The organism is Terrabacter sp. C0L_2, from assembly GCF_036352015.1.
In the GTDB taxonomy this organism is placed as follows: domain Bacteria; phylum Actinomycetota; class Actinomycetes; order Actinomycetales; family Dermatophilaceae; genus Terrabacter; species Terrabacter tumescens.
The window spans coordinates 2979714-3001724 of the sequence record NZ_CP143557.1; the positions used below are offsets into that span (position 1 = coordinate 2979714).

Below are 22011 nucleotides of genomic sequence, written 5' to 3' on the forward strand. Positions count from 1 at the left end.
GCCGCGACAAGCCCCGCCACCCGGGTGGCGGGGACTGTGTCAGCGGAAGTGGATGAAGTTCGACGGCCAGGAGTAGCTGCCGCGCTCGATGATGCGGCGGCCGCTCATCGAGGTGTACGTGGCCCCGAGCACCGTTCCGCCGTAGCCGCTCTCCGAGATCGCGACCGTGTTGCCGTCGGAGCTGACCCAGTCCACGTAGGCGACGTGGTTGGAGTTCCACTGGGCGATGTCGCCGACACGCGGTCTCTGGTCGACGGCGAAACCCTTGGCGCGAGCGTTGGTGTCCCAGTTCGTCGCGTTGCCGAGGTTGCCCGGGTTCTTCACGCCGTCGCGCGAGAGCCGGTAGGCCGAGAAGTTGGTGCAGTTGTTGCCCCACGGGTCGACGGGGTAGTTCCAGGCCCGCTGGCCGTAGTAGCCGAACCGCTGGATGCAGTCCTGGGTGGCGCGCGAGTAGCACTTCCAGGCCGCCGGTGCCGGACCTCCGGTGATCGCCCACGTGACGGTGCTGCCGCGGTAGACGGCGACGTTCGCGGTGCCGAGCACGCGGATGACCGACCCGGCGCCGCTCGTCTTCGTCGACCACTGCGTCACGCCACGGCTGTTGCGGACGACGAAGTTGCCGTCGGTCTGCATCGAGGCCGTGTTGCCGCTGCCGGCCGTGAACGCCGCCCACCGGCGGACACCCTTGGACGAGTTGAGCACGAGGTTGCCGTCGGTGCGCATGAGCAGGCTCCACGCGCCGTTCGTGGCCATGATCGACTCACCGGGGCGCAGCACCTGTCCCGGCAGCATCCGGTCGTAGCGGACGCCGCGGTGGTCCCAGACCGCCGTCGTCCCCTGCCGGGCCTGGAGCAGGCCGGCGTCGGTCAGCGTGAGCGACGCGCCGGTCCAGCCGTTGGTGCCGCTCGACCATGCGACGGTGCCGTTGGTGCGCAGCATGACGACGTTGCCGTCGGCCCGCACCTGGAGGCGGTTGCCGGGGCCGCTCGTGGCGCTCGTCCACCGACGGGTGCCGCCGGAGGTCGTGATGACGAGGTTGCCGTCGGCCTGCATCGTCGCGACGTAGGCGCCCGACGGGGACCGCAGCGCCGTGCCCGCGGAGAGCGTCTGACCGGTCCCGAGGGTGGCGCCCGCGACGTAGGTGAAGCCGTCGGCGCGCAGGACGGTGCCCGCCCGGGTCGTGACGCGGACCGGGACGAGGCCGGTCGCCGTGCGTGCCGGGACGACGGCGGTCAGCGAGGTGGCCGAGACGCGCGTCCACGACGTGGCCGCGACGTCGCCGAACTGGACAGCGCCCACATCGGTGAACGACGTGCCGCTCAGGGTGACGACGGTGCTGACGCCGAGTGGGCCAGCCGCGGGCGTGACCGAGGAGACCACCGGGGGGTTCTGGTAGGAGAAGCGGGCGCCCGGGGCGACGACCGCGGTGCCTCCGGGTGTCGTGACGCGCACGTCGACGTCGCCCTCGGCGTGGGCCGGCAGGGTGACCCGCAGCTGCGTCGCCGACAGGCGGGTCACCGACGTCGCCGCCACGCCGCCGAAGGTCACGGACGAGACGCGGTCGTAGGCCGCCCCGGTCAGGGTCACGACGGTGCCTCCCTTGGTGGGGGCGAGCGCGGGCGACACCGACGAGACGGTCGGCAACGCCTGGTAGGTGAACCGTGCCGCCGCGACGACGGGGGACTGGCCGCCCGGTGTGGTGACGCGTACGTCCACCGGACCGACCGGTCGCGCAGGTGCCGTGACCTGGAGCCGGGTGTCGGAGAGGCGGACGAGCGCGGTGCCGGGCACGCCGCCGAAGTCGACCCGGCTGGCGAGCCCGAGGCGGGTGCCGGTGAGGACGACCACGACGCCGCCCTTCAGCGGGCCGGCAGGGGTCGACAGGGCCGAGACGGCCGGGACGCCGACGTAGGTGAAGACGCGGGCCGGGGTGACGGGGCTCGTCCCGTTGACGTTGACCACTCGCACGGCCACGGCGCCCTCGACGTGCGCGGGTGACGTGACGCGGAGGCTCGTGTCCGAGATCCGCACCAGCCCGGTGCCCGCGGCGGAGCCGAACTGCACCGAGGTGGCATCGCCCAGGTGCGTGCCCGAGATCGTCACGACGGTGCCGCCCTTGAGGGGGCCGGCGTCGACGGAGAGCGAGGTGACGACGGGCGGCCAGCCGTAGGTGTAGCGGGCCCCGATGCCCGTGGCGGACGTGCCGCCGGGGCTGGTGAGCTGGACGTCGACCGGTCCCGACGCGTGCGCGGGCGTCGTGACCCGCACCGTCGTGTCCGACACCCTCACGAGGTTCGTCGCGGGCGTGGTGCCGAAGCGGACGGCGCCGGCCCTCGTGAGCCCGGTGCCGGTGATGGTCACGACGGTGCCGCCCGCAGGCGGTCCGGTCTGCGGTGACACGGACGTGACGACGGGCACCGCGTCGTAGGCGAAGGTCGCCGCCGTTGCCGCGGGGGACGTGCCGTAGGGGGTGGTGACGGTGACGCCCACGAGGCCGGCCGCGTGGGCGGGGCTCGTGGCGCGGATCGTCGTGGGCGACAGCACGGTGAACGGAGCGGCGGTCCCCCCGAAGCTCACCCGGGTCGCGCCCGTGAGCCGGAGGCCGGTGACGGTGACCGTGGTGCCGCCGCGCAGCGGCCCGGCGGTCGCCGACAGCGCCGTCACGGCAGGAGGCGCTTGGTAGGTGTAGCGAGCCCGGGTCGTCGTGGCCGAGGAGCCGCCGGGCGTCGTGACGCGCACGTCGACGGTGCCGACGGGCCGGGCGGGGCTCGTGACGCGCAGCGTCGTGGCCGACACGACGACGACCCTGGTGGACGTCGTCGACCCGAACTGCACCGACGTCGCGCGGGTGAGGCCGGTACCCGTCAGCGTGACGGTGCCGCCGCCGGCCGTCGGGCCCGAGGTGGGGGAGAGCCCGGTCAGGGTCGGGACGGCGTCGTAGGCGTACGCGCTCGCCGCGGACGTGCGCGACGTGCCGCCCGGCGTGCGGACCTGGACCTGGACGACGCCGGCCGGCCGGGCCGGCGAGACGACGCGCACCCGCGTGCTCGACAGGACGGTGAGCCGGGCGGCCGTCCCGCCGAAGGTCGCGGCGGTCGCCCCGGTGAACCCGGTCCCCGACACGTCGACGATGGTCCCGCCGCGCGTCGGTCCCGCGGTCACCGACAGGCCGGTCACCGTGGGCGCCGGGGCCACCGGAGCGGACGTGTAGGTGAAGCGGTCTGCCGCGGTGACGGCGGACGTGCCACCGGGCGTCGTGACCCTGACGTCGACCGTGCCGGCGGCGTGCGCCGGGGCCGAGACCCGGACCTGGGTGGCGGACAGGTGGGTCAGCCCGGTGCCCGCGGCGGTGCCGAAACGGACCGCGCTCGCGCGCAGCAGGCCCGTGCCGGTGATGGTGACGACCGTGCCGCCGCGGGTCGTCGAGGTGCGGCTCGACAGCGCCGACACGGTCGGCACGGCCTCGAACGCGAAGGTGGTGCGGGACGACACCGGCGACGTGCCGGCGGGCGTGGTGACGCGGACGGAGGCGAGCCCGGCCGGGTGAGCAGGGGTGACGACCCGCACCCGGGTGCTCGAGACCCGGGTCACGCGGGTGACCGCAGTCGTGCCGAAGAGGACACGCGTCGTGGCGCCGACGCCGGACCCGGACAGGTCCACGGTCGTGCCGCCACGGGTCGGACCGGCGACGACGGAGAGGCTCACAGGGCCGGGAGCGGTCGTGGCCGCGGCCAGTGTCGGGGCGAAGGCGGGGGCGGCTGCGGACGCCGGAGCGGCACCGACGAGGCCCGGGAGCCCGGCGACGAGACCGACGGCGACGAGCACGGAGACGAGCCGGCCGGGTGCGCCGGAGCGGGCGCGGGGGGTGTGGCCTTCAGGGCTGGGTCTCGGGGTGGGTCCGGGCAGCATCCGTCGGTCTCCTTGCAGTCAGCACGTCCGGCGAGCATTCTGCACAGGCATTTCGCCCCTTGTACGCGGTTTGGCCCTAATTGGGCTGCACCACAGGTCCCACGAGCCCCAGATGTAGCGGTGACAGGTCCTCTCGGTCGAGCTCCCCGTCGTCGTCCTTCGGCCGTCGCCCTTCAGTCGACCCGGCGCAGGTCGGGCCGCAGCCGCAGCACGACGAGGCCCTGGAGGAGCCCGATCGCGGCGAGCACCAGCCACACGACCGACAGGCCTCCGGTGACGTCGCGGACGAGTCCCATGGCCAGTGGGCCGATCGAGGCGATGCCATAGGAGATGAGGAAGGCCATGCCGGTGAGGCGTCCGCTGGCCTCGGGCGTCCGGGTGTAGCGGACGAGCAGGACGAGGGCGAGCGAGAAGGCCGCGCCCTGGCCGAGCCCGGTGACGACGGCCCACACCCACGGCGCCGCGAGCGGCGCGAGCCAGATCCCGACGGAGCCGGCGACGCCGAGCGCCGCCGCGGGCAGCAGCAGCCGGCGCATGTCGTGGGTGCGGTCGCTGAGGACGGGCCCGAGCAGCCCCGAGACGATCTGCGCGCCGCTGAAGGCCGCCGCGAGGTAGCCGGCCGACGCCCGCGACCAGCCGTGCTCGACGTAGGTCGGGGCGAGCCACGTGACGGCGGAGTAGAAGCACCAGGACTGCAGGGCGAGGTAGCCGGCGACGAGCCAGGCGGTGGGATGGCGCCACGGGAGGCGGCCCGGTCCCTCCTCGCCGGGCGTGTGGTGCGGGTTGGCCCGCACCGTGAACGGCGCCCAGGCGATGGCGCCGACGAGCGCGACGACCGACCACGACCCGAGCGAGGCCTGCCAGCTGCCGAGCCGGTCGGCGAGGGGCACCGCGATCGCCGAGCTCGCCGCGGCTCCGCCCATCATCGCCAGCATGTAGAGGCCCGTGACGAGACCGGTTCGCTCGGGAGGGAAGTAGGTCTTGACGAGGCGGGGGAGCAGGGTGCCGGCGACGGCGATCCCGACCCCGCAGAGGAAGGTCCCGGCATAGAGCACGACGACGTGCCCGCCCGCGAAGCGGCTCAGCGTCCCGGCCAGGATGCTGATGACGGCGAGGAGCACCGCGGCGGCGGCGCCGGTGTGGTGCGCGATCCGGCTCGCCACGGGGGCGAAGACGCCCATGCAGAGGACGGGCAGGGTCGTGAGCGCGCCCGCGGCGGCGTGGCTCAAGCCGAGGTCGCCGGAGATCGCGTCGAGCAGCGGCGGGACGCTCGTGATGGCGATCCGCAGGTTGGCGGCGACCGCGACGAGCGCGACCGCCATGACCCACACCGGGGGGAGCGGACGGAGGGCTCGTCGAGATGGGCGCACCGTCAGAGACTATGACGGCCCGGCGAGGGCACGTCCCGGGGTGCCGTGAGCGCCGAGCGGGCTCATGCGTGCGGGCGGGCGCGAACCGCTGCGCGGTCGGAGCCTGTCGCCGTGGTCGCCGACGGTGCGCAGCGGGGCCAGGTCCAGGCGTACCGCAGGATCAACGCGAGGAGGACGAGCTCCAGCACCACGCCGAGGCCGTAGAAGAGCAGGTAGAAGCCGCCGGCGACGTTGAAGACGGTGAAGGGGACGAGCAGTGCGGCCACGACGAGGTTCGTCGTGCGGTTCAGCCGGGCGGGCAGCGTCATCGACAGCACGACCATGAAGATCGGGACGGCCAGGACGGCCAGCACCGTGGTCGAGAAGGTCTGGGAGAGGTCGAACTCGTAGGCCTTGCCGTCGAGGATGTCCTTGATGGCGCCCGGCGTGTAGAAGCCGAGGATGTCCACGTAGGCGTAGAGGAACATGAAGCTCGTCCACGCTGCGGCGAGGTTGGCCTGCACCGGAATCGGACGGTCGTCCAGTGCGTCGGGGGTGAGGGGTCGACGTGTGCTCATGGCGGGCTCCGTTGTCGCTGGGGGATGGGTGAGTCCACGATCGCCGGTCCCGTCGGGGGTGCGCCTCCGTCCGGAGGCCGGGGCTCACCCGGCCGAAAGCACGGTCTGTGCCTCGTCCTTTCGGCTGGTCCGCCGAGCCGCGCGGGACCCTAGGCTGGGGCCGTGGTCACGCTCCGGCGCTCCGTCTGGCACGAGCCGCGGCCTGGGCACGCCCCTCCCGTCGGTCGTCTCGACTGGTTGCTGGCGGGGGCGTTCGCGGTCGCCTCCCTGGTGGAGGGAGTCGTCCGGCCCGGGCTGGCGTGGCGACCGTTGGTCGTGGTGCTCGCCCTGGCGCTGGTCCCCGCCCTGCTCTGGCGGCGCCAGCGTCCCCTGCACGCCGCAGTGGTCGGCTGGGGCGTGGCCGGGCTGCTCTCGGGCCTCCAGCTGGCTGCGCACCCCGGGGACCTCGACGTCTACTCCATGACCGCCGTGCTGGTCCTGCTCCACGCCCTGGTGCGGTGGGGCTCGGGCCGGGAGATGGTGGTGGGGACCGCCTTCGTGGCGGTCGTCGTCGCGCTGGGGATGTACGCCTCCTCCACGGGCGCCGTCGACGTCCTCGGCGGGAGCGCCCTCCTCCTGCTGGTCATCGCCCTCGCGGCAGTGTTCCGCTACCGCGCAGATCTCTGGCACCGCCAGCAGCGCGAGATCCGCAACGAGGAGCGGGTGGGACTGGCCCGCGAGCTGCACGACACCGTCGCCCACCACGTCTCGGCCATCGCGGTGCAGGCGCAGGCCGGCGGGGTGGTGGTCGACAGCCAGCCCGAGAAGGCTGCCGAGGTGCTGGCCGCGATCGAGTCCGAGGCGTCGCGGACCCTGGCTGAGATGAGGTCCATGGTGCGGGTGCTGCGTGACGAGGACGCCGTCGGCCACGCACCGCAGCGAGGTGTCACGGACCTGCCGTCCCTGGCCCGCTCCGACGCGACGCCCACGGTCGAGGTCTCGCTGCAGGGCTCGTTGACCCGCTTGGCCCGACCCGTGGACGCCGCGCTCTACCGGCTCGCGCAGGAGGCGATGACCAACGCCGTGCGGCACGCACGGAAGGCGACTCGCGTCCGGATCGAGGTGCGTCGGGAGGGTGAGGACGTGAGGCTGCGGGTCAGCGACGACGGACGAGCCGAGCCGGGTCCGGCGCCGCAGCCCGGGTTCGGCCTGCTGGGCATGGCCGAACGCGCCCAGCTCCTCGGGGGGTCGCTCACCGCAGGGCCGGCGCCGGGCGGTGGCTGGTTGGTCGAGGCCGTGCTGCCGGCGGAGGTGCCCGCATGAGCATCCGTGTCGTCGTGGCCGATGACCAGGACCTGGTCCGGACCGGCCTGGTGATGATCCTCGACGCGCAGCCCGACCTCGAGGTCGTGGGAGAGGCGGCAGACGGCCTCTCGGCTCTCGACCTGGCGACGAGGCTGCGCCCCGACGTCCTCCTCGTGGACATCCGGATGCCCGGGCTCGACGGTGTCGAGGTGACGCGGCGCCTGGCCGGACCGGACGTCGCGGACCCGATGGCGGTCGTCGTGATCACCACGTTCGACCTCGACGAGCACGTCCTCGGCGCGCTGCGCGCCGGCGCTCGCGGCTTCCTGCTCAAGGACGCCGGGCCGGCGCTCCTCGTGCAGGCCGTGCACGCGGCCGCCGACGGGGACGCGCTGATCGCCCCCAACGTCACGCGTCGGCTGCTGGCGACCCTCGCCGACCGGACGCCGGTCGTTCCGGCCCAGCCCGTCGACCCGCTCACCGAACGCGAGGAAGAGGTGCTCGTGCTCGTGGCGCGGGGCCGCACCAACGCCGAGATCGCCACCGAGCTGTTCGTCGGCCTGAGCACGGTCAAGACCCACGTCGCCTCGCTGATGACCAAGCTCGGAGCCCGCAACCGCGTCGAGCTCGCGATGTGGGCCCACGGCACCGGACGGGTGCGTGCCGACCAGCAGCCGGGGACCACTGCGGGCGGCCCGTCGTCGGCGCACCCCTAGGGCGACGTGTCCAGGACCAGGTCTGCCCGTCGACGGGTGGCGTCGGCGGTGAAGAGTGCCGTCTCCTGGTCGGCCCACCGCTGCCACTGCGGGCGGTAGGCCTCGCCGTCGCGCTCGATGCCGCGCCGCCGCCGGAGCGCGACGTCGGCGTCGACGAAGACGGACAGGGCGGCATACGCCCTCGCCGGTCCCACGCTGGAACCGCACCCCTCGACCACGAGGAAGCGGCAGTCGGGCACCTCGCGCGTGCCGGCCCACTCGTCGCGCACCCAGCTCCAGATCCGGTAGGCCGCCCGCTCGCCGCGCGCCAGCGGCTCGAGCACCTCCTCCGTGAGCAGCGCCGGTGCCTGCGGGAGCCCGTCCCAGCCGGGGTAGAGGTGGTCCATGTGGACGACCGCGACGGGGCCTTGCGGCTCGAGGGCGAGCTCGACCCCGCGGGCCAGCGTCGTCTTGCCGGCGCCGCTCGGGCCGTCGAGGGCGATGACGACGACGTCGCCGCATCGCACGGGGGCAGCGAGCGCCAGCGCCACGACGGCGTCCACGTGCTCCTCGCGCGGCGGCCGCGTCACCTCGTCCCACATGGGCGCGACCCTACCCATACCGGCCGCTGGCCTAGATTTGTCGTATGCCGGTCGCCACGAGAGTCATCGCCTGCCTGGACGTCGACGCGGGTCGGGTCGTCAAGGGCGTCAACTTCGAGAACCTCCGCGACGCGGGTGACCCGGTCGAGCTCGCCAAGCTCTACGACGAGCAGGGCGTCGACGAGCTGACCTTCCTCGACGTCACCGCGAGCAGCGGCGACCGGGAGACGACCTACGACGTCGTGCGCCGCACCGCCGAGCAGGTCTTCATCCCGCTCACCGTCGGGGGCGGCGTGCGCTCCGTCGACGACGTCGACCGGCTGCTGCGTGCCGGTGCCGACAAGGTCGGCGTCAACACCGCAGCCATCGCCCGGCCCGAGCTCATCGCCGAGATCGCGAGCCGATTCGGCGCCCAGGTGCTCGTCCTGTCCGCCGACGTCCGCCGTCGTCTCGGCGACGACGGGAGGCCGACCGACGACTTCGTCATGACGACGCACGGCGGGCGCACGCCGGTCGACCTCGACGCCGTCGAGTGGTGCGCGCGGGCCGCCGAGCTCGGCGCCGGTGAGATCCTGCTCAACTCGATGGACGCCGACGGCACCAAGGACGGCTTCGACCTCGAGCTGATCCGACGGGTCCGCGCCGCGGTGTCGGTGCCCGTCATCGCGAGCGGTGGCGCCGGACGGGTCGAGCACTTCGCCCCGGCGGTCGAGGCCGGCGCCGACGCCGTGCTCGCCGCGAGCGTCTTCCACTTCCGCGAGCTCACCGTCGGCGAGGTCAAGGACGCGCTGCGCGCGGCCGGGGTCACCGTCCGCTGAGACGGGGCCACATCCGAGCTCAGCGGGGCGCGTCCGAGCTCAGCGGCCGCGCGTCTCAGCTGATGCCGAGCTCGGCCTGCTGCAGCGCGGCGATGTCGTCGGCGTCGCCCTCGAGCTCGACCCGGGCCACGTCCTTGCGGCCGTAGGCGTAGAGCACGAGCTCGGCCGGCGCCCCGCGCAGGATGACGGTGCCGTGCTGGTCGGGCAGCTTCGCGGCATACCTGCCCTGGCCCTCGCCGATGAGGACGATGCCGGTCGCGGACTTGCGGAACATCAGGCGGGCGGAACGCTTGAGCGCCGACCACAGCTTGCCCTGGAGCGCCGCGGGCAGGTCGCGGGGCTCCCAGTCGGCCTGCGCCCGGCGCACGTCCTCGTGGTGCACGAAGTACTCGACGAGGTTGGTCAGCTCGTCGACCTTGGGGTGCGACATCGGGTTCCACGCGGGGGCGCCCTGACGGACCCGCCCGACGAGGGCGCTGTAGTCGCCCTGCGCCATGCGGTGCTGCTCACGCTCGAGGCGTGCGTGGAGGAACGGCAGGATCGTGCCGACGGCGAGGTCCGGGCGTCCCTCCCGGATGACGAGGTGCGCCGCGAGGTCGCGGGTGTCCCAGCCCTCGCACAGGGTCGGCCGGTCGGGCCCGAGCCGGTCGAGCTCGTCGCAGAGCAGCAGGCGTTCGGACTGGGCGTGGCGCGTCATGGCCTCATCCTCTCAGGACGGCCGCCCGTTCGAATTCGGTGGCCCACCAGGGCTGGCGGTCCCTAGGGTCGGACGGTGATCGAGCTCGTGCGCCCCACCACCGACCTGTCCGACTCGTGGTGGGCGATGGTGGACGAGTTCGGCGACGAGACCATCCACGGGTCGAGCTACCGTCCGAGCGACCGCGACGCCCTGCGCGGCCCGGAGGTCTTCGAGGAGTGGGTCGACTGGCTCGGGCGGATGGAGCGGCCGGACGAGGCCCTGCCCGAGGGCAGGGTGCCGTCGTCGAACCGGTGGATCGTGCGTGACGGGCGGGTCGTCGGCACCATCGCCGTGCGCCACGCCCTGACGCCCTCGCTCGTCGCCGAGGGCGGCCACATCGGGTATGCCGTGTCGCCGGGTGCGCGACGGCAGGGCGTCGCCCGCGAGGCGCTCCGTCTCGCCCTCGCGCTGGCCGCGGTCCGCGGCATCGACCCGGTGCTCGTGACGTGCGACGTCGACAACGTCGGGTCGGCGCGCACCATCGCGTCCGCCGGTGGCGTCGTCGAGGACGAGCGCGACGGGGTGCTGCGGCACTGGGTGCGCACCGGCGCGCCCGCCCGGCCGATCGGCGCCGGACCCATCGAGACCCGCGCGGCCCGGCTCGTCCCCATCACGCCCGAGGAGGCCGCGGCGATGCGCGCCGGGGTGCGCCGGGCCGACTGGGCCGAGGGCTACCCCCGCGAGGACGACCTCGACGCCGTCGCGACGATGACCTCTGGTCCGGACGCGTGGTCGCCACGCCACGTCGTCCGCCGGAGCGACGGGCTCGCGGTCGGGTCGATCGGCTGCTTCGGGCCGCCGGAGGACGGCGTCGTCGAGGTCGGCTACGGCCTGGTGGAGTCCGCCCTGGGTGGCGGCCTCATGACGGACGTGCTCTCCGCGATGGTGCGCTCCCTCGAGGCGTCCGGGCTGACGGTCGTGGCCCACACGGAGCCCGAGAACGTCCCGAGCCACCGGGTCCTGGCGCGGTTGGGCTTCCGCCGGGTCGCGGAGGCTGAAGCCGACTCCGGCGCGGAATGGCTCTGGGCGCGGGGGTCGGTCCGCGGCGCGGTCTCGGAGACGTGAGAGGCTGGGGAGTCGTCCGGAGACGGCACCAGCACGCACGCCAGCAGGGGAGCAGCACACCGTGAACGTCCCGACCACCTCGACCCTGCGGGAGGGTCTCGCCGTCATCGGCCGGGGCATCAAGGGCCAGCCGCGCTGGTTCTCCCTCGCCGTGCTCGGCAGCGTCGTCTACGGCGTCATGACGAGCCTGACGGCCGCCGCGATCGGCTACGTCGTCCGCGAGGCGGTCTCGCCGGCCATCGCCGCCCGCCACGTCACGGCCTCCCAGCTGTGGTTCATCGGCGGGGTCATGGCGGCCGTCGTGCTGACGACGACCGTCGGTGTCATCGGCCGCCGCATCGCGGGCGGCGTCGCGATGTACAACCTCGGCGCGATGTACCGGCGCCAGGTCACGCGGCAGTACCTCCGCCTCCCGCTCAGCTGGCACCACCGCCACCCGTCGGGACAGCTGCTCTCCAACGCGAACGCCGACGTCGAGGCGACGTGGAACATCTTCGCCCCGCTGCCGATGGCGCTCGGCGTCGTCGTCATGCTCGTCTTCGGCATCGTCCAGATGGTCGTCGTCGACCCGTGGCTCGCGCTCGTCGGGCTCACCGTCTTCCCGATGCTCTTCCTCGCCAACGTCGCCTTCCAGCGCGCGATGTCCCCGCGCGTCACCCGGGCCCAGCAGCTGCGGGCCGACGTCTCCGAGGTGGCCCACGAGAGCTTCGAGGCGGCCCTCATCGTCAAGTCGCTCGGTCGTGAGGACCACGAGGCCGAGCGCTTCCGCGCCGTGACGCACGAGCTGCGCGACGCCAACATCGAGGTCGGGCGCACCCGCGGCCGCTTCGACCCCGCCATCGAGGCCATCCCAACGGTCGGCACGCTCGCCGTCCTCTTCGTCGGGACGCTGCGCGTCAGCAACGGGCTGCTGTCCGCGGCCGAGGTCGTGCAGATCGCCTACCTCTTCTCGATCCTCGCCTTCCCGGTGCGGGCGCTCGGCTGGGTGCTGGCCGAGCTGCCGCGCGCCGTCGTCGGCTGGAACCGCGTGTCGGCCGTGCTCGACGCGACGGGCAGCATGACCTACGGCGAGCGCTCGCTGCCGACCGGCCACGCCAGCCACCTGCAGGCCGAGCGACTCGCGTACGCCTACGAGATCGAGTCGGAGCCCGGCGAGGTGGACCGCAACCCGGCGGTCGTCGACGTCACCCTCGACGTGGCGCCCGGTGCGACCGTGGCCGTCGTCGGGCCCACCGGCAGCGGCAAGTCGACCCTGACCAACCTCGTCATGCGCCTCGTCGACCCCGACAGCGGAGCCGTCCTCGTCGACGACATCGACCTGCGCGAGGTGCGCCGCGGCGGCGTCAGCGACGTCGCGGCCCTGGTCGCCCAGCAGACCTTCATGTTCGACGACAGCGTGCGCGGCAACATCACCCTCGGACTCGAGCACGACGACGCCAGCGTGTGGCGCGCCCTCGACGTCGCCCAGGGCACCGGGTTCGTCGAGAAGCTGCCCGACGGCCTCGACACCCACGTCGGCGAGCGCGGAGCGAGCCTCTCCGGTGGTCAACGGCAACGAATCGCGCTGGCACGTGCGGTGATCCGTGAGCCGCAGCTGCTCATCCTCGACGACGCCACCTCGGCGGTCGACCCCAGCGTCGAGCAGGCGATCCTCGGCCGGCTGCGCGAGGCGAGCAGCGGCACGACCGTCCTCGTCGTCGCCTACCGGATGGCCACCATCCTGCTCGCCGACGAGGTCGTCTACCTCGAGGGCGGTCGCGTCATCGACCACGGCTCCCACGCCCAGCTGCTGGGACGGTGCGTCGGCTACGAGCGGCTCGTCACGGCATACGCCCGCGAGGCCGCCGAGCGAGAGGCCATCGCGGCCGACGAGGAGCTCGGCGAGCAGCTCGGCGAGGGGCACGGCACCGACGCGGCCGAGGAGGTCTCCCGATGAGCATGCGGTCCCAGGTCCTCGTCGAGCACCACGGGGTGGCGACGGGCAAGGAGATGACGACGTGGCAGACCCTGCGTCGCGGCGTCGAGCTCTCGCCCGAGCTGCGCAAGGGCATCTGGGTCACGGTGCTGCTCGCCGTGCTGTCGACGCTCGGTCGGGTGCTCGTGCCCTTCGTCGTCCAGCGCATCACCGACGATGGCATCCTCGCCGCGTCCGGACCCGACACCCGGGTGGTGGCCGTCTACATCGGCATCGCGCTCGTCGGTGTGGTCGTCACCGCCTTCTCGGCCTATCTCGTCAACGTCCGGCTCTTCCGCACGTCGGAGAACGGCCTGGCGACGTTGCGGCTCAAGGCGTTCCGTCACATCCACGACCTCGCGATGCTGACCCAGAACACCGAGCGGCGTGGTTCGCTCGTCTCGCGCGTGACCTCCGACGTCGACACGATCTCGATGTTCGTGCAGTTCGGCGGCCTCATGCTGATGATCAACATCGCGCAGATCTCGCTCGCAACCGTGCTCATGGTGATCTACAGCCCGCTGCTCGGGCTCGTCGTGTGGCTGTGCTTCGTGCCGCTGTTCGTCATCATCCGCAAGTTCCAGGGCATCGTCGGCCGCGCCTACACCCGGGTGCGCGAGCGCGTCGGCGACATGCTCGGCGCCATCTCCGAGGCCGTCGTCGGTGCCCAGGCGATCCGCGCCTACGGCGTCGAGGACCGCACGGCAGAGCGCATCGACGCTGCCGTCGAGGCTCACCGGAAGGCCGCCATCGGCGCCCAGGCGCGCTCGGTCGTCGCGTTCACGTCCGGCCAGCTCGTCTCCGGCCTGACGACCGCGGTCGTCCTCGTCGTCGGCACGGTCCTCGCGGCCAGGGGGAGCCTCACGCTCGGCGAGCTGCTGGCCTTCCTCTTCCTCGTCAACCTCTTCACGCAGCCCGTGCAGCAGGCCACCGAGATCCTCAACGAGATGCAGAACGCCGTGGCCGGCTGGCGCCGCGTCATCGGCATCATCGACACCCCCGCCGACGTCTCCGACCCGGGCGAGTCCGGCGTGACGCTGCCGCGCGGGCCGATCACGGTGCAGTTCAACGAGGTCGGCTTCGCCTACCCCGGTGGCGCGCCCGTGCTCCACGACATCGACCTCACCATCGCGCCGCGCAGCCGCGTGGCCATCGTCGGCGAGACCGGCTCCGGCAAGTCCACGCTGGCCAAGCTGCTCACCCGGCTCATGGACTCGAGCAGCGGCCAGGTGCTGCTCGACGGCGTCGACCTGCGCACGATCCGCTTCTCCTCGTTGCGGTCCCGCGTCGTGCTCGTGCCGCAGGAGGGCTTCCTCTTCGACGGCACGCTGCTCGAGAACATCCGGTTCGGTCGGCCCGAGGCGAGCGAGGACGACGTCCGGCTCACCCTCACCGAGCTCGGCCTCGACGCCTGGGTGTCGACGCTGCCCCTGGGCCTGGGGACCGATGTCGGCCAGCGCGGCGAGTCGCTGTCCGCGGGGGAGCGGCAGCTCGTGGCCCTGGCCCGCGCCTACCTGGCCGACCCCGACCTGCTCGTCCTCGACGAGGCGACGTCCGCCGTCGACCCGAGCACCGAGGTGCGCCTGCAGCGCGCCCTCGACTCGCTGACCCGGGGTCGCACGTCGATCGCCATCGCGCACCGGCTCTCGACGGCCCAGGCCGCCGACGAGGTCATCGTCGTCGACGCCGGCCGCATCGTGGAGCGGGGCCACCACAGCGAGCTCGTCCGCCTCGGCGGCGTCTACTCCCGGCTGCACGACTCGTGGGTGGCCCAGCAGCAGGCGGTCTGACCCGCCCCCCATCTTCGGCACCGAACGCCGCGTTCGGTGCCGAACGCGGTGCTAGAGCAGTGAGCTCGCGACCGAACGCTGCGTCCGACGAGGTGGTGGGTGCGAGAGGGGTGGCCGGGTGGCGGTTCGGTCGCGGTGTGACCCACGGTCGCGGTCCGGGCAGAATGTCCCGGTGACCGACAGCACCGACCAGACACCCGACCCCGCGACGCTCGACCCGCAGATCGCCGCGCTGCTCAAGCGCGACGCGCAGGGACTCGTCGCCGCGGTCGTGCAGCAGCACGACACCGGTGACGTGCTCATGGTCGGCTGGATGGACGACGAGGCCCTGCGCCGCACCCTGACCGAGGGACGGGTCACCTTCTGGTCGCGCAGCCGCCAGGAGTACTGGCGCAAGGGCGACACGAGCGGGCACTCGCAGTGGGTCAAGGGCGTGCGCCTCGACTGCGACGGCGACGCCCTGCTCGTCAGCGTCGACCAGGTCGGCGCGGCCTGCCACACCGGCGACCGCACCTGCTTCGACGCCCGGGTCCTGCCCGCCACCGTCGGCGAACCCACCACCGCCCCCTGACCTCGGCGGTCGACGCGGGGCCGTGCGTGGCCTCTCGACGGGTGGGGAGGGACCGTTCGTGGCCTCTCGACGGGTGAGGCGGGGACACGGCACACGAGCGCGTGGGCCAGAATGGCTCGGTGCCCGACTCGAACACCTCGCTCGCCCCCGCGTCCGCGCCGCACGCCGACCTCGCGTGGGGCCGCACGTGGCCGAGCCTCGAGGTCTTCACCGAGCTCGCCCTCGAGCACCGCCGCGTCATCCCGGTCGTACGCCGCGTGCTGGCCGACGCCGAGACGCCCGTCGGCGTCTACCGCAAGCTCGCCAAGGACGCGCCCGGCACCTTCCTGCTCGAGTCCGCGGAGCACGGGGGAGTGTGGTCGCGCTACTCGATCGTCGGCGCCCGCAGCGCTGCGACGCTGACCGAGAAGGACGGCCGCGTCCACTGGATCGGCGAGCCGCCGGTCGGCCTGCCCACGGAGGGTGACCCGACGCAGGCGGTCCGTGACACCGTCGCGGCCCTGGCCACCCCGCGCACGCCCGGGCTGCCGCCCCTGACGGGCGGTCTCGTCGGAGCGATCACCTACGACGCCGTGCGCCGGTGGGAGAGCGTGCCCGACGGCGGGCGCGACGAGCTCGACCTGCCCGAGGTCGCGATGATGCTCGCCACCGACCTCGCCGTCTTCGACCACAGCGACGGCTCGCTGCTGCTCATCGCCAACGCCGTCAACCACGACGCCACCGACGAGCGCATCGAGGACGCGTGGGCCGACGCGGTCAGCCGGCTCGACCGGATGACCGACGAGCTCGCAGCCCCGGCCCCGAGCACCGTCGCGACGATCGAGCCGATCGAGAGCCGCCCGACGAGCAGCCACACCCAGCCCGAGTTCGAGGAGATGGTCGAGGAGGCCAAGGAGGCGATCCGCGCCGGGGAGGCCTTCCAGATCGTCGTCTCGCAGCGCTTCACCGTGCCGTGCCGGGCCGACGCCCTCGACGTCTACCGGGCGCTGCGGGTCAGCAACCCCAGCCCCTACATGTACCTCCTGCGCCTGCCGCACCCCGACGGCTCGGCCTACGACATCGTCGGCTCGAGCCCCGAGGCCCTCATCAAGGTCACCGGGCGCCAGGCCATCACGCACCCGATCGCCGGCTCGCGGCCGCGCGGCAAGAGCCCCGACCACGACGCGCACCTCGCCGAGGAGCTGCTCGGTGACGCCAAGGAGCGCGCCGAGCACCTCATGCTCGTCGACCTCGCGCGCAACGACCTGCAGCGCATCTGCCGGGCCGGCACCGTCGACACCGTCGACTTCATGTCGATCCGCCGCTACAGCCACATCATGCACATCGAGTCGACCGTCGTCGGCGACCTCCGCGACGACCAGAGCGCCTACGACGCGCTCGTCGCGACCTTCCCCGCCGGCACGCTGAGCGGCGCACCGAAGCCGAGGGCCATGGCCCTCATCGACGCCTACGAGGGCCTGCGGCGCGGGCTCTACGGCGGCGTCGTCGGCTACCTCGACTTCGCCGGTGACCTCGACATGGCCATCGCGATCCGCACCGCCCTCATCAAGGACGGGCTCGCCCACGTGCAGGCCGGCGCCGGGATCGTCGCCGACTCGGTGCCGCACCTCGAGTTCGAGGAGACGGTCAACAAGGCGGCGGCAGCCCTGCGCGCCGTCGCCGCGGCGGCCGGGCTGCGCCCGTTGGGAGCGCACCGCCCATGAGCTCGGCGACGACTCTCGACAAGAAGCGCGCGGCGCTCGCCGTCCTCGTCCCGGCGGCCCTGCTGCTCGGCCTCACCACGCAGGTGTGGGCGAGCGGGGAGTCGCGCGACGTCCTCAGCCAGGCCGTCACCGACGTCACCGGTGGCGCAGCCGCCCCGGGTGTCGTGGGCCTCACGGCGGTCTGCGTCGTGGCCCTCCTCGGGCTCATGACCGGCGGACGCGTCATCCGGGCCGTGGCCGCCGTGGTCATCGTGCTGGCCTCGCTCGGTGCCCTCGCGATGACGCTGCTCGTGGCCCTGCGACCGGTCGACACGGTGGCAGACGCGGTCGCGCGGCAGCTCGCCCGCACGACCGCCCCCGCGGCGACCGGGGCGAGCACCGCGTGGGTCTGGGCAGCCGTCGTCGTGGCGGCGCTGCTGGCCGTCGGCGCCGTCCTCACGGCCGTCTCGAGCCGCACGTGGGCCGGGCTGTCCGGACGCTACGAGCGGGGCGACAAGCCGGCGAGCGGACCCCGGGGCGAGGTGCGCACCACGTGGGACGAGCTGTCCGAGGGGCGGGACCCGACCCTGCGCGACGCCCCCGACGAGACCTGACAGAATGAACGACGTCGGCCCGCACGCGAGTGGAGCCGATCGGACCAGAGAGGACGCCATGGAAGAGCAGCACGAGGACCACGGTCACAGCACCGCCGCCTGGACCGGGGTCGGGATCATCCTGCTCGGCACGGCCATCGCGTCGGTCGCCTTCGTCATCCCCAGCGTCGCGCTCGCCATCGTGGGCGCCGTCGTCATCGTCGCGGGCATCGTCGCGGGCAAGCTGCTCTCGATGGCCGGCTACGGCAGCAACGGCCACCACGCCCAGGGCGGCTCGATCGTCGACGCGCCCGACGAGGTGGGTGCCCCGACCCTCGGCAAGAGCTGAGCGCAGTGACGACGGTTCTCGACGGGATCATCAGCGGCGTCCGCGAGGATCTCGGGCGCCGTCGTGCCGCCCTGCCGCTGACCGAGCTCGAGGCACGGGCCGCCGCAGCGGCTCCCGCGCTCGACCCGATGCCCGGCATCCGCTCCGCCGAGGGCGTCGCCGTCATCGCCGAGGTCAAGCGCTCGAGCCCGAGCAAGGGAGCGCTCGCCGCCATCCCCGAGCCCGGCCTGCTGGCGAGGTCGTATGCCGCGGGCGGTGCGAGCGCCATCAGCGTCCTCACCGAGGAGCGCCGGTTCTCAGGCAGCCTCGCCGACCTCGACGAGGTGCGCGCCGCGGTGCGAACTCCCTTGCTGCGCAAGGACTTCATGGTCGAGCCGTACCAGGTGACCGAGGCCCGTGCGCACGGCGCCGACCTCATCCTGCTCATCGTCGCGGCGCTCGACGACGTCCCGCTGCGCGACCTGCACGACCAGGCCCGCGAGCTCGGCATGACGGCGCTCATCGAGGTGCACGACGCCGCCGAGCTCGACCGCGCCCTGGCGCTCGACCCCGTCCTCGTGGGCGTCAACGCCCGCAACCTCAAGACCCTCGAGGTCGACCCCCGCACCGTGACGGACCTGCTGCCCCGGATTCCCGAGGGCGTCGTCGGCGTGGCCGAGTCCGGGGTGGGCGGTCCCGCCGACGTGGCCGCCTACGTCCGCGCCGGTGCCGGCGCGGTCCTTGTCGGCGAGGCCCTCGTCAGGGACGGTGCCCCCGAGGCCGCGATCCGCGGCTTCATCGACGCCGCGACCGCGGTCCGGGCCCAGGCCCGCCCCGGCGCGGCAGGAGAGTGAGCATGACCACGACATCCAACGTGCCGGCATACGGCCGCTTCGGCGGTTTCGGTGGACGCTACGTCCCCGAGGCCCTCATCCCCGCCCTCGAGCAGCTCGAGGAGGTCTGGCGCAAGGCCGTCGTGGACCCGGAGTTCGTCGGCGAGCTCGAGCGCCTGCAGCGCACCTACACGGGCCGCCCCAGCATCATCACCGAGGTGCCGCGCTTCGCCGAGCACTGCGGCGGCGCGCGGGTCATCCTCAAGCGCGAGGACCTCAACCACACGGGCTCGCACAAGATCAACAACGTCCTCGGCCAGGCCCTGCTGACCAAGCGCATGGGCAAGACGCGCGTCATCGCCGAGACCGGCGCCGGCCAGCACGGCGTCGCCACGGCCACGGCCGCGGCCCTGCTCGGGCTCGAGTGCGTCGTCTACATGGGCCGCAAGGACACCGAGCGCCAGGCGCTCAACGTCGCCCGCATGCGGCTGCTCGGCGCCACGGTGGTGCCCGTCGACAACGGCAGCAAGACGCTCAAGGACGCCGTCAACGAGGCCTTCCGCGACTGGGTGGCCAACGTCGCGACGACGCACTACGTCCTCGGCACCGTGACCGGTCCGCACCCGTTCCCCGAGATGGTCCGCGACTTCCACCGCGTCATCGGCGTCGAGGCGCGCCAGCAGGTGCTCGACCTCGTCGGGCGCCTCCCCGACGCCGTGCTCGCGTGCGTCGGCGGCGGCTCCAACGCCATCGGCATCTTCCACCGCTTCATCGACGACCGGTCGGTCCGGCTCATCGGCTTCGAGGCGGGCGGCGAGGGCGTCGAGTCCGGCAAGCACGCCGCACGCTTCTCGGCCGGCATCCCCGGCGTGCTCCACGGCGCCTTCACCTACGTCATGCAGGACGAGGACGGCCAGACCGTCGAGTCGCACAGCGTCTCGGCCGGTCTCGACTACCCCAGCGTCGGCCCCGAGCACGCCCACCTGCTCGAGTCGGGCCGGGCGGAGTACCGCCCCGTCACCGACGAGGAGGCCATGGAGGCGTTCTCGCTGCTCTCGCGCACCGAGGGCATCCTGCCCGCCATCGAGAGCGCGCACGCCCTCGCGGGTGCGATCAAGGTCGGGCGCGAGCTCGGACCCGACGCGGTCCTGCTCGTCAACCTCTCGGGGCGCGGCGACAAGGACGTCCACACGGCTGCCGAGTGGTTCGGCCTCATCGACGGAGAGGGCGCGACGCGCCTGCCCGACGACGACGCAGCCAAGGGCACGGGGGTCCAGCAGTGAGCGTCGAGTCCGTCTTCGAGAAGTGCCGCGCCGACGGCCGTCCGGCCCTCATCGGCTACCTCCCCGTCGGCTTCCCCTCGGTCGAGGGCTCGATCACCGCGATGAAGGTCCTCGTCGACTCCGGCGTCGACATCGTCGAGATCGGCGTCCCCTACAGCGACCCTGTCATGGACGGGCCCGTCATCCAGGACGCCGCCGTCCGGGCGCTGGCCGGCGGAGTGCACCTCACCGACATCTTCACCGCCGCCCGTGAGGTGTCCGACGCGGGCGCCGGTGCGCTCGTCATGACCTACTGGAACCCGGTGCTGCGCTACGGCGTGGAGCGGTTCGCCGCCGACCTCGCCGCCGCCGGGGGGGCCGGGCTCATCACGCCCGACCTCATCCCCGACGAGGCCGGCGACTGGATCGCCGCCGCGGACGCCCACGACCTCGACAAGGTCTTCCTCGTCGCGCCGAGCTCGACGCCCGAGCGCCTGGCCGCCGTGACGGCCCGGTGCCGCGGGTTCGTCTACGCGACCGCCGTCATGGGCGTCACGGGCGCGCGCGCCAGCGTCGGCGAGGCCGCCGACGCCCTCGTCTCGCGCACCCGCGAGCACACCGACCTGCCCGTCTGCGTCGGGCTCGGGGTCTCCACCGGCGACCAGGCCGCCGAGGTCGGTCGCTACGCCGACGGTGTCATCGTCGGCTCCGCCCTCGTGCGGTGCCTCACCGAGGCCGACTCCGAGGAGCAGGGGCTCGAGGCCCTCGGCGCGCTGGCCCGCGAGCTCGCCGACGGCGTCCGCCGGAGCCGCGCGTGAGCGTCCTGGCCGCTGTGCCCGCTGCGCTCCACGCCGCCCTGCCCGCCGAGATCCCGTCGCCGAGCGTCGGGGTCTGGCACCTCGGCCCGCTGCCGATCCGCGGCTATGCCATGTGCATCCTCGCCGGCATCGTCGTCGCCGTCTGGCTGACGCAGAAGCGCCTCGAGGCGCGCGGCCACCGCAAGGGCATCGCCATCGACATCTCCGCCTGGGCGGTGCCGTTCGGCATCGTCGGCGGTCGCATCTACCACCTCATCACCACGCCCCAGCCGTACTTCGGTCAGAACGGCGACCCGTGGAAGGCCTTCGCCATCTACGAGGGCGGCCTCGGCATCTGGGGCGCCGTCGCGCTCGGCGCCGTCGGCGCGTGGATCGGCTGCCGCAAGAACGGTGTCGCCTTCCGCGACTTCGTCGACGCCGCGGCGCCGGGCCTCGCGATCGCGCAGGCCATGGGTCGCTTCGGCAACTGGTTCAACAACGAGATCTACGGCGCGCCCACCGACGTGCCGTGGAAGCTGCGCATCTACGAGTGGGACACCTCGGCCGGCCGGGCCGTCGTCGACGCCGCGGGCAACCCGATCGTCAAGGGCTACTTCCACCCCACGTTCCTCTACGAGGCCCTGTGGTGCCTGCTGCTCGCGGCCTTCCTCGTCTGGCTGGGCCGGCGCCGTCCGCTCAAGGCGGGCCAGGTGTTCGCGGCCTACGTCATGGGCTACCCGGTCGGGCGCATCGTCATCGAGAACATGCGCTCGGACTCCGCGAACGTCATCCTCGGCCAGCGGGTCAACACGTGGGTCTCGATCCTCGTCTTCCTCCTCGGCGTCGTCCTGTGGCGCCGCTTCGGCCGGATGGAGCAGCCGGCCCTGCCGGCGACGGCCGAGGACTCGAAGGACTCCGACAGCGCCGAGGCCACCGAGGCCACCGAGCGCGCCGAATCCACCGAGCCCAGAGAGACCCCCGAGGCCGCCCATGCCGCCGAGGGTGACGAGTCTCACGGCGCGGCCGAGGCCACGGCTGATCCTGACGGGGGGAGCGAGCCCGGGGCCGGAGATTCTTCGGCCGAGGCGCCCGCCGACCGGCCGAACGCCACGGCGACCGGCGCGACGAAGGTGGAGCGTCCGACGCAGTCGTGACGCGTGCC

At 73.4% G+C, this 22011-nt stretch carries 19 protein-coding genes; 14 read left to right on the top strand and 5 right to left on the bottom strand.

The window, feature by feature from the left end; all coding sequences use genetic code 11:
* Positions 1–39 precede the first annotated feature (39 nt).
* From U5C87_RS13630 to U5C87_RS13640, 3 genes are all read right to left on the bottom strand, one after another.
* The gene (locus U5C87_RS13630; protein ID WP_330473090.1) at positions 40–3909 is read right to left on the bottom strand and encodes an IPT/TIG domain-containing protein; all 3870 of its coding nucleotides are present in this window, start codon (positions 3907–3909) and stop codon (positions 40–42) included.
* 173 nt (positions 3910–4082) lie between these two features.
* Positions 4083–5231, bottom strand: a complete 1149-nt coding sequence (locus U5C87_RS13635; RefSeq protein ID WP_330473091.1) for an MFS transporter — start codon at positions 5229–5231, stop codon at positions 4083–4085.
* Positions 5232–5341: 110 nt separating this feature from the next.
* Complete coding sequence (locus U5C87_RS13640; protein ID WP_330473092.1) at positions 5342–5836, bottom strand: DUF6326 family protein; 495 nt, start codon at positions 5834–5836, stop codon at positions 5342–5344.
* A gap of 162 nt (positions 5837–5998) precedes the next feature.
* Here U5C87_RS13640 and U5C87_RS13645 point away from each other — a divergent pair, with 162 nt between their 5' ends.
* Positions 5999–7138 carry a sensor histidine kinase gene (locus U5C87_RS13645; RefSeq protein ID WP_330473093.1) on the top strand — a complete coding sequence of 380 codons (1140 nt, stop codon included), beginning with the start codon at positions 5999–6001 and terminating at the stop codon, positions 7136–7138.
* Positions 7135–7836 (top strand): response regulator transcription factor, encoded by a 702-nt coding sequence (locus tag U5C87_RS13650; protein WP_330473094.1) that lies wholly within the window; start codon positions 7135–7137, stop codon positions 7834–7836. The genes U5C87_RS13645 and U5C87_RS13650 overlap by 4 nt, the downstream gene beginning before the upstream one ends.
* Here the strand turns inward: U5C87_RS13650 and U5C87_RS13655 are convergent.
* Positions 7833–8417, bottom strand: a complete 585-nt coding sequence (locus U5C87_RS13655; protein WP_330473095.1) for a uridine kinase family protein — start codon at positions 8415–8417, stop codon at positions 7833–7835. The two genes, U5C87_RS13650 and U5C87_RS13655, sit on opposite strands and share 4 nt — an antisense overlap.
* Before the next feature lie 44 nt (positions 8418–8461).
* Here U5C87_RS13655 and hisF point away from each other — a divergent pair, with 44 nt between their 5' ends.
* Positions 8462–9235 carry an imidazole glycerol phosphate synthase subunit HisF gene (hisF, locus tag U5C87_RS13660; protein ID WP_330473096.1) on the top strand — a complete coding sequence of 258 codons (774 nt, stop codon included), beginning with the start codon at positions 8462–8464 and terminating at the stop codon, positions 9233–9235.
* A gap of 55 nt (positions 9236–9290) precedes the next feature.
* Here the strand turns inward: hisF and U5C87_RS13665 are convergent, their stop codons facing one another.
* Positions 9291–9932, bottom strand: coding sequence for a TIGR03085 family metal-binding protein (locus U5C87_RS13665; RefSeq protein ID WP_330473097.1), 642 nt, complete (start codon positions 9930–9932; stop codon positions 9291–9293).
* Positions 9933–10007: 75 nt separating this feature from the next.
* Here U5C87_RS13665 and U5C87_RS13670 point away from each other — a divergent pair, with 75 nt between their 5' ends.
* The 11 genes from U5C87_RS13670 to lgt all read left to right on the top strand — a co-directional run bounded on the left by U5C87_RS13670 (position 10008) and on the right by lgt (position 22003).
* Positions 10008–11039: a GNAT family N-acetyltransferase gene (locus U5C87_RS13670; protein WP_330473098.1), complete on the top strand. Its 1032-nt coding sequence runs from the start codon at positions 10008–10010 to the stop codon at positions 11037–11039.
* Between the two features lie 61 nt (positions 11040–11100).
* Positions 11101–12975 (top strand): ABC transporter ATP-binding protein, encoded by a 1875-nt coding sequence (locus U5C87_RS13675; protein WP_330473099.1) that lies wholly within the window; start codon positions 11101–11103, stop codon positions 12973–12975.
* Positions 12972–14783, top strand: coding sequence for an ABC transporter ATP-binding protein (locus U5C87_RS13680; protein WP_030201971.1), 1812 nt, complete (start codon positions 12972–12974; stop codon positions 14781–14783). Before U5C87_RS13675 ends, U5C87_RS13680 begins: the two co-directional genes overlap by 4 nt.
* A gap of 172 nt (positions 14784–14955) precedes the next feature.
* Entirely contained in the window at positions 14956–15354 is a 399-nt protein-coding gene (gene hisI, locus U5C87_RS13685; RefSeq protein ID WP_330473100.1) for a phosphoribosyl-AMP cyclohydrolase, read from the top strand.
* Between the two features lie 119 nt (positions 15355–15473).
* Positions 15474–17057, top strand: a complete 1584-nt coding sequence (locus U5C87_RS13690; protein WP_330473101.1) for an anthranilate synthase component I — start codon at positions 15474–15476, stop codon at positions 17055–17057.
* Positions 17054–17650 carry a Trp biosynthesis-associated membrane protein gene (locus tag U5C87_RS13695; RefSeq protein WP_330473102.1) on the top strand — a complete coding sequence of 199 codons (597 nt, stop codon included), beginning with the start codon at positions 17054–17056 and terminating at the stop codon, positions 17648–17650. Before U5C87_RS13690 ends, U5C87_RS13695 begins: the two co-directional genes overlap by 4 nt.
* Positions 17651–17708: 58 nt before the next feature.
* A complete protein-coding gene (locus U5C87_RS13700) occupies positions 17709–17978 on the top strand; it encodes an HGxxPAAW family protein (RefSeq protein ID WP_330473103.1) in 270 nt (89 codons plus the stop codon).
* 5 nt (positions 17979–17983) lie between these two features.
* Positions 17984–18811: an indole-3-glycerol phosphate synthase TrpC gene (gene trpC, locus U5C87_RS13705; RefSeq protein WP_330473104.1), complete on the top strand. Its 828-nt coding sequence runs from the start codon at positions 17984–17986 to the stop codon at positions 18809–18811.
* Between the two features lie 2 nt (positions 18812–18813).
* The gene (gene trpB, locus U5C87_RS13710; RefSeq protein ID WP_330473105.1) at positions 18814–20073 is read left to right on the top strand and encodes a tryptophan synthase subunit beta; all 1260 of its coding nucleotides are present in this window, start codon (positions 18814–18816) and stop codon (positions 20071–20073) included.
* Positions 20070–20870 (top strand): tryptophan synthase subunit alpha, encoded by an 801-nt coding sequence (trpA, locus tag U5C87_RS13715; protein ID WP_330473106.1) that lies wholly within the window; start codon positions 20070–20072, stop codon positions 20868–20870. The genes trpB and trpA overlap by 4 nt, the downstream gene beginning before the upstream one ends.
* Positions 20867–22003, top strand: coding sequence for a prolipoprotein diacylglyceryl transferase (lgt, locus tag U5C87_RS13720; protein ID WP_330473107.1), 1137 nt, complete (start codon positions 20867–20869; stop codon positions 22001–22003). The genes trpA and lgt overlap by 4 nt, the downstream gene beginning before the upstream one ends.
* Positions 22004–22011 lie beyond the last annotated feature (8 nt).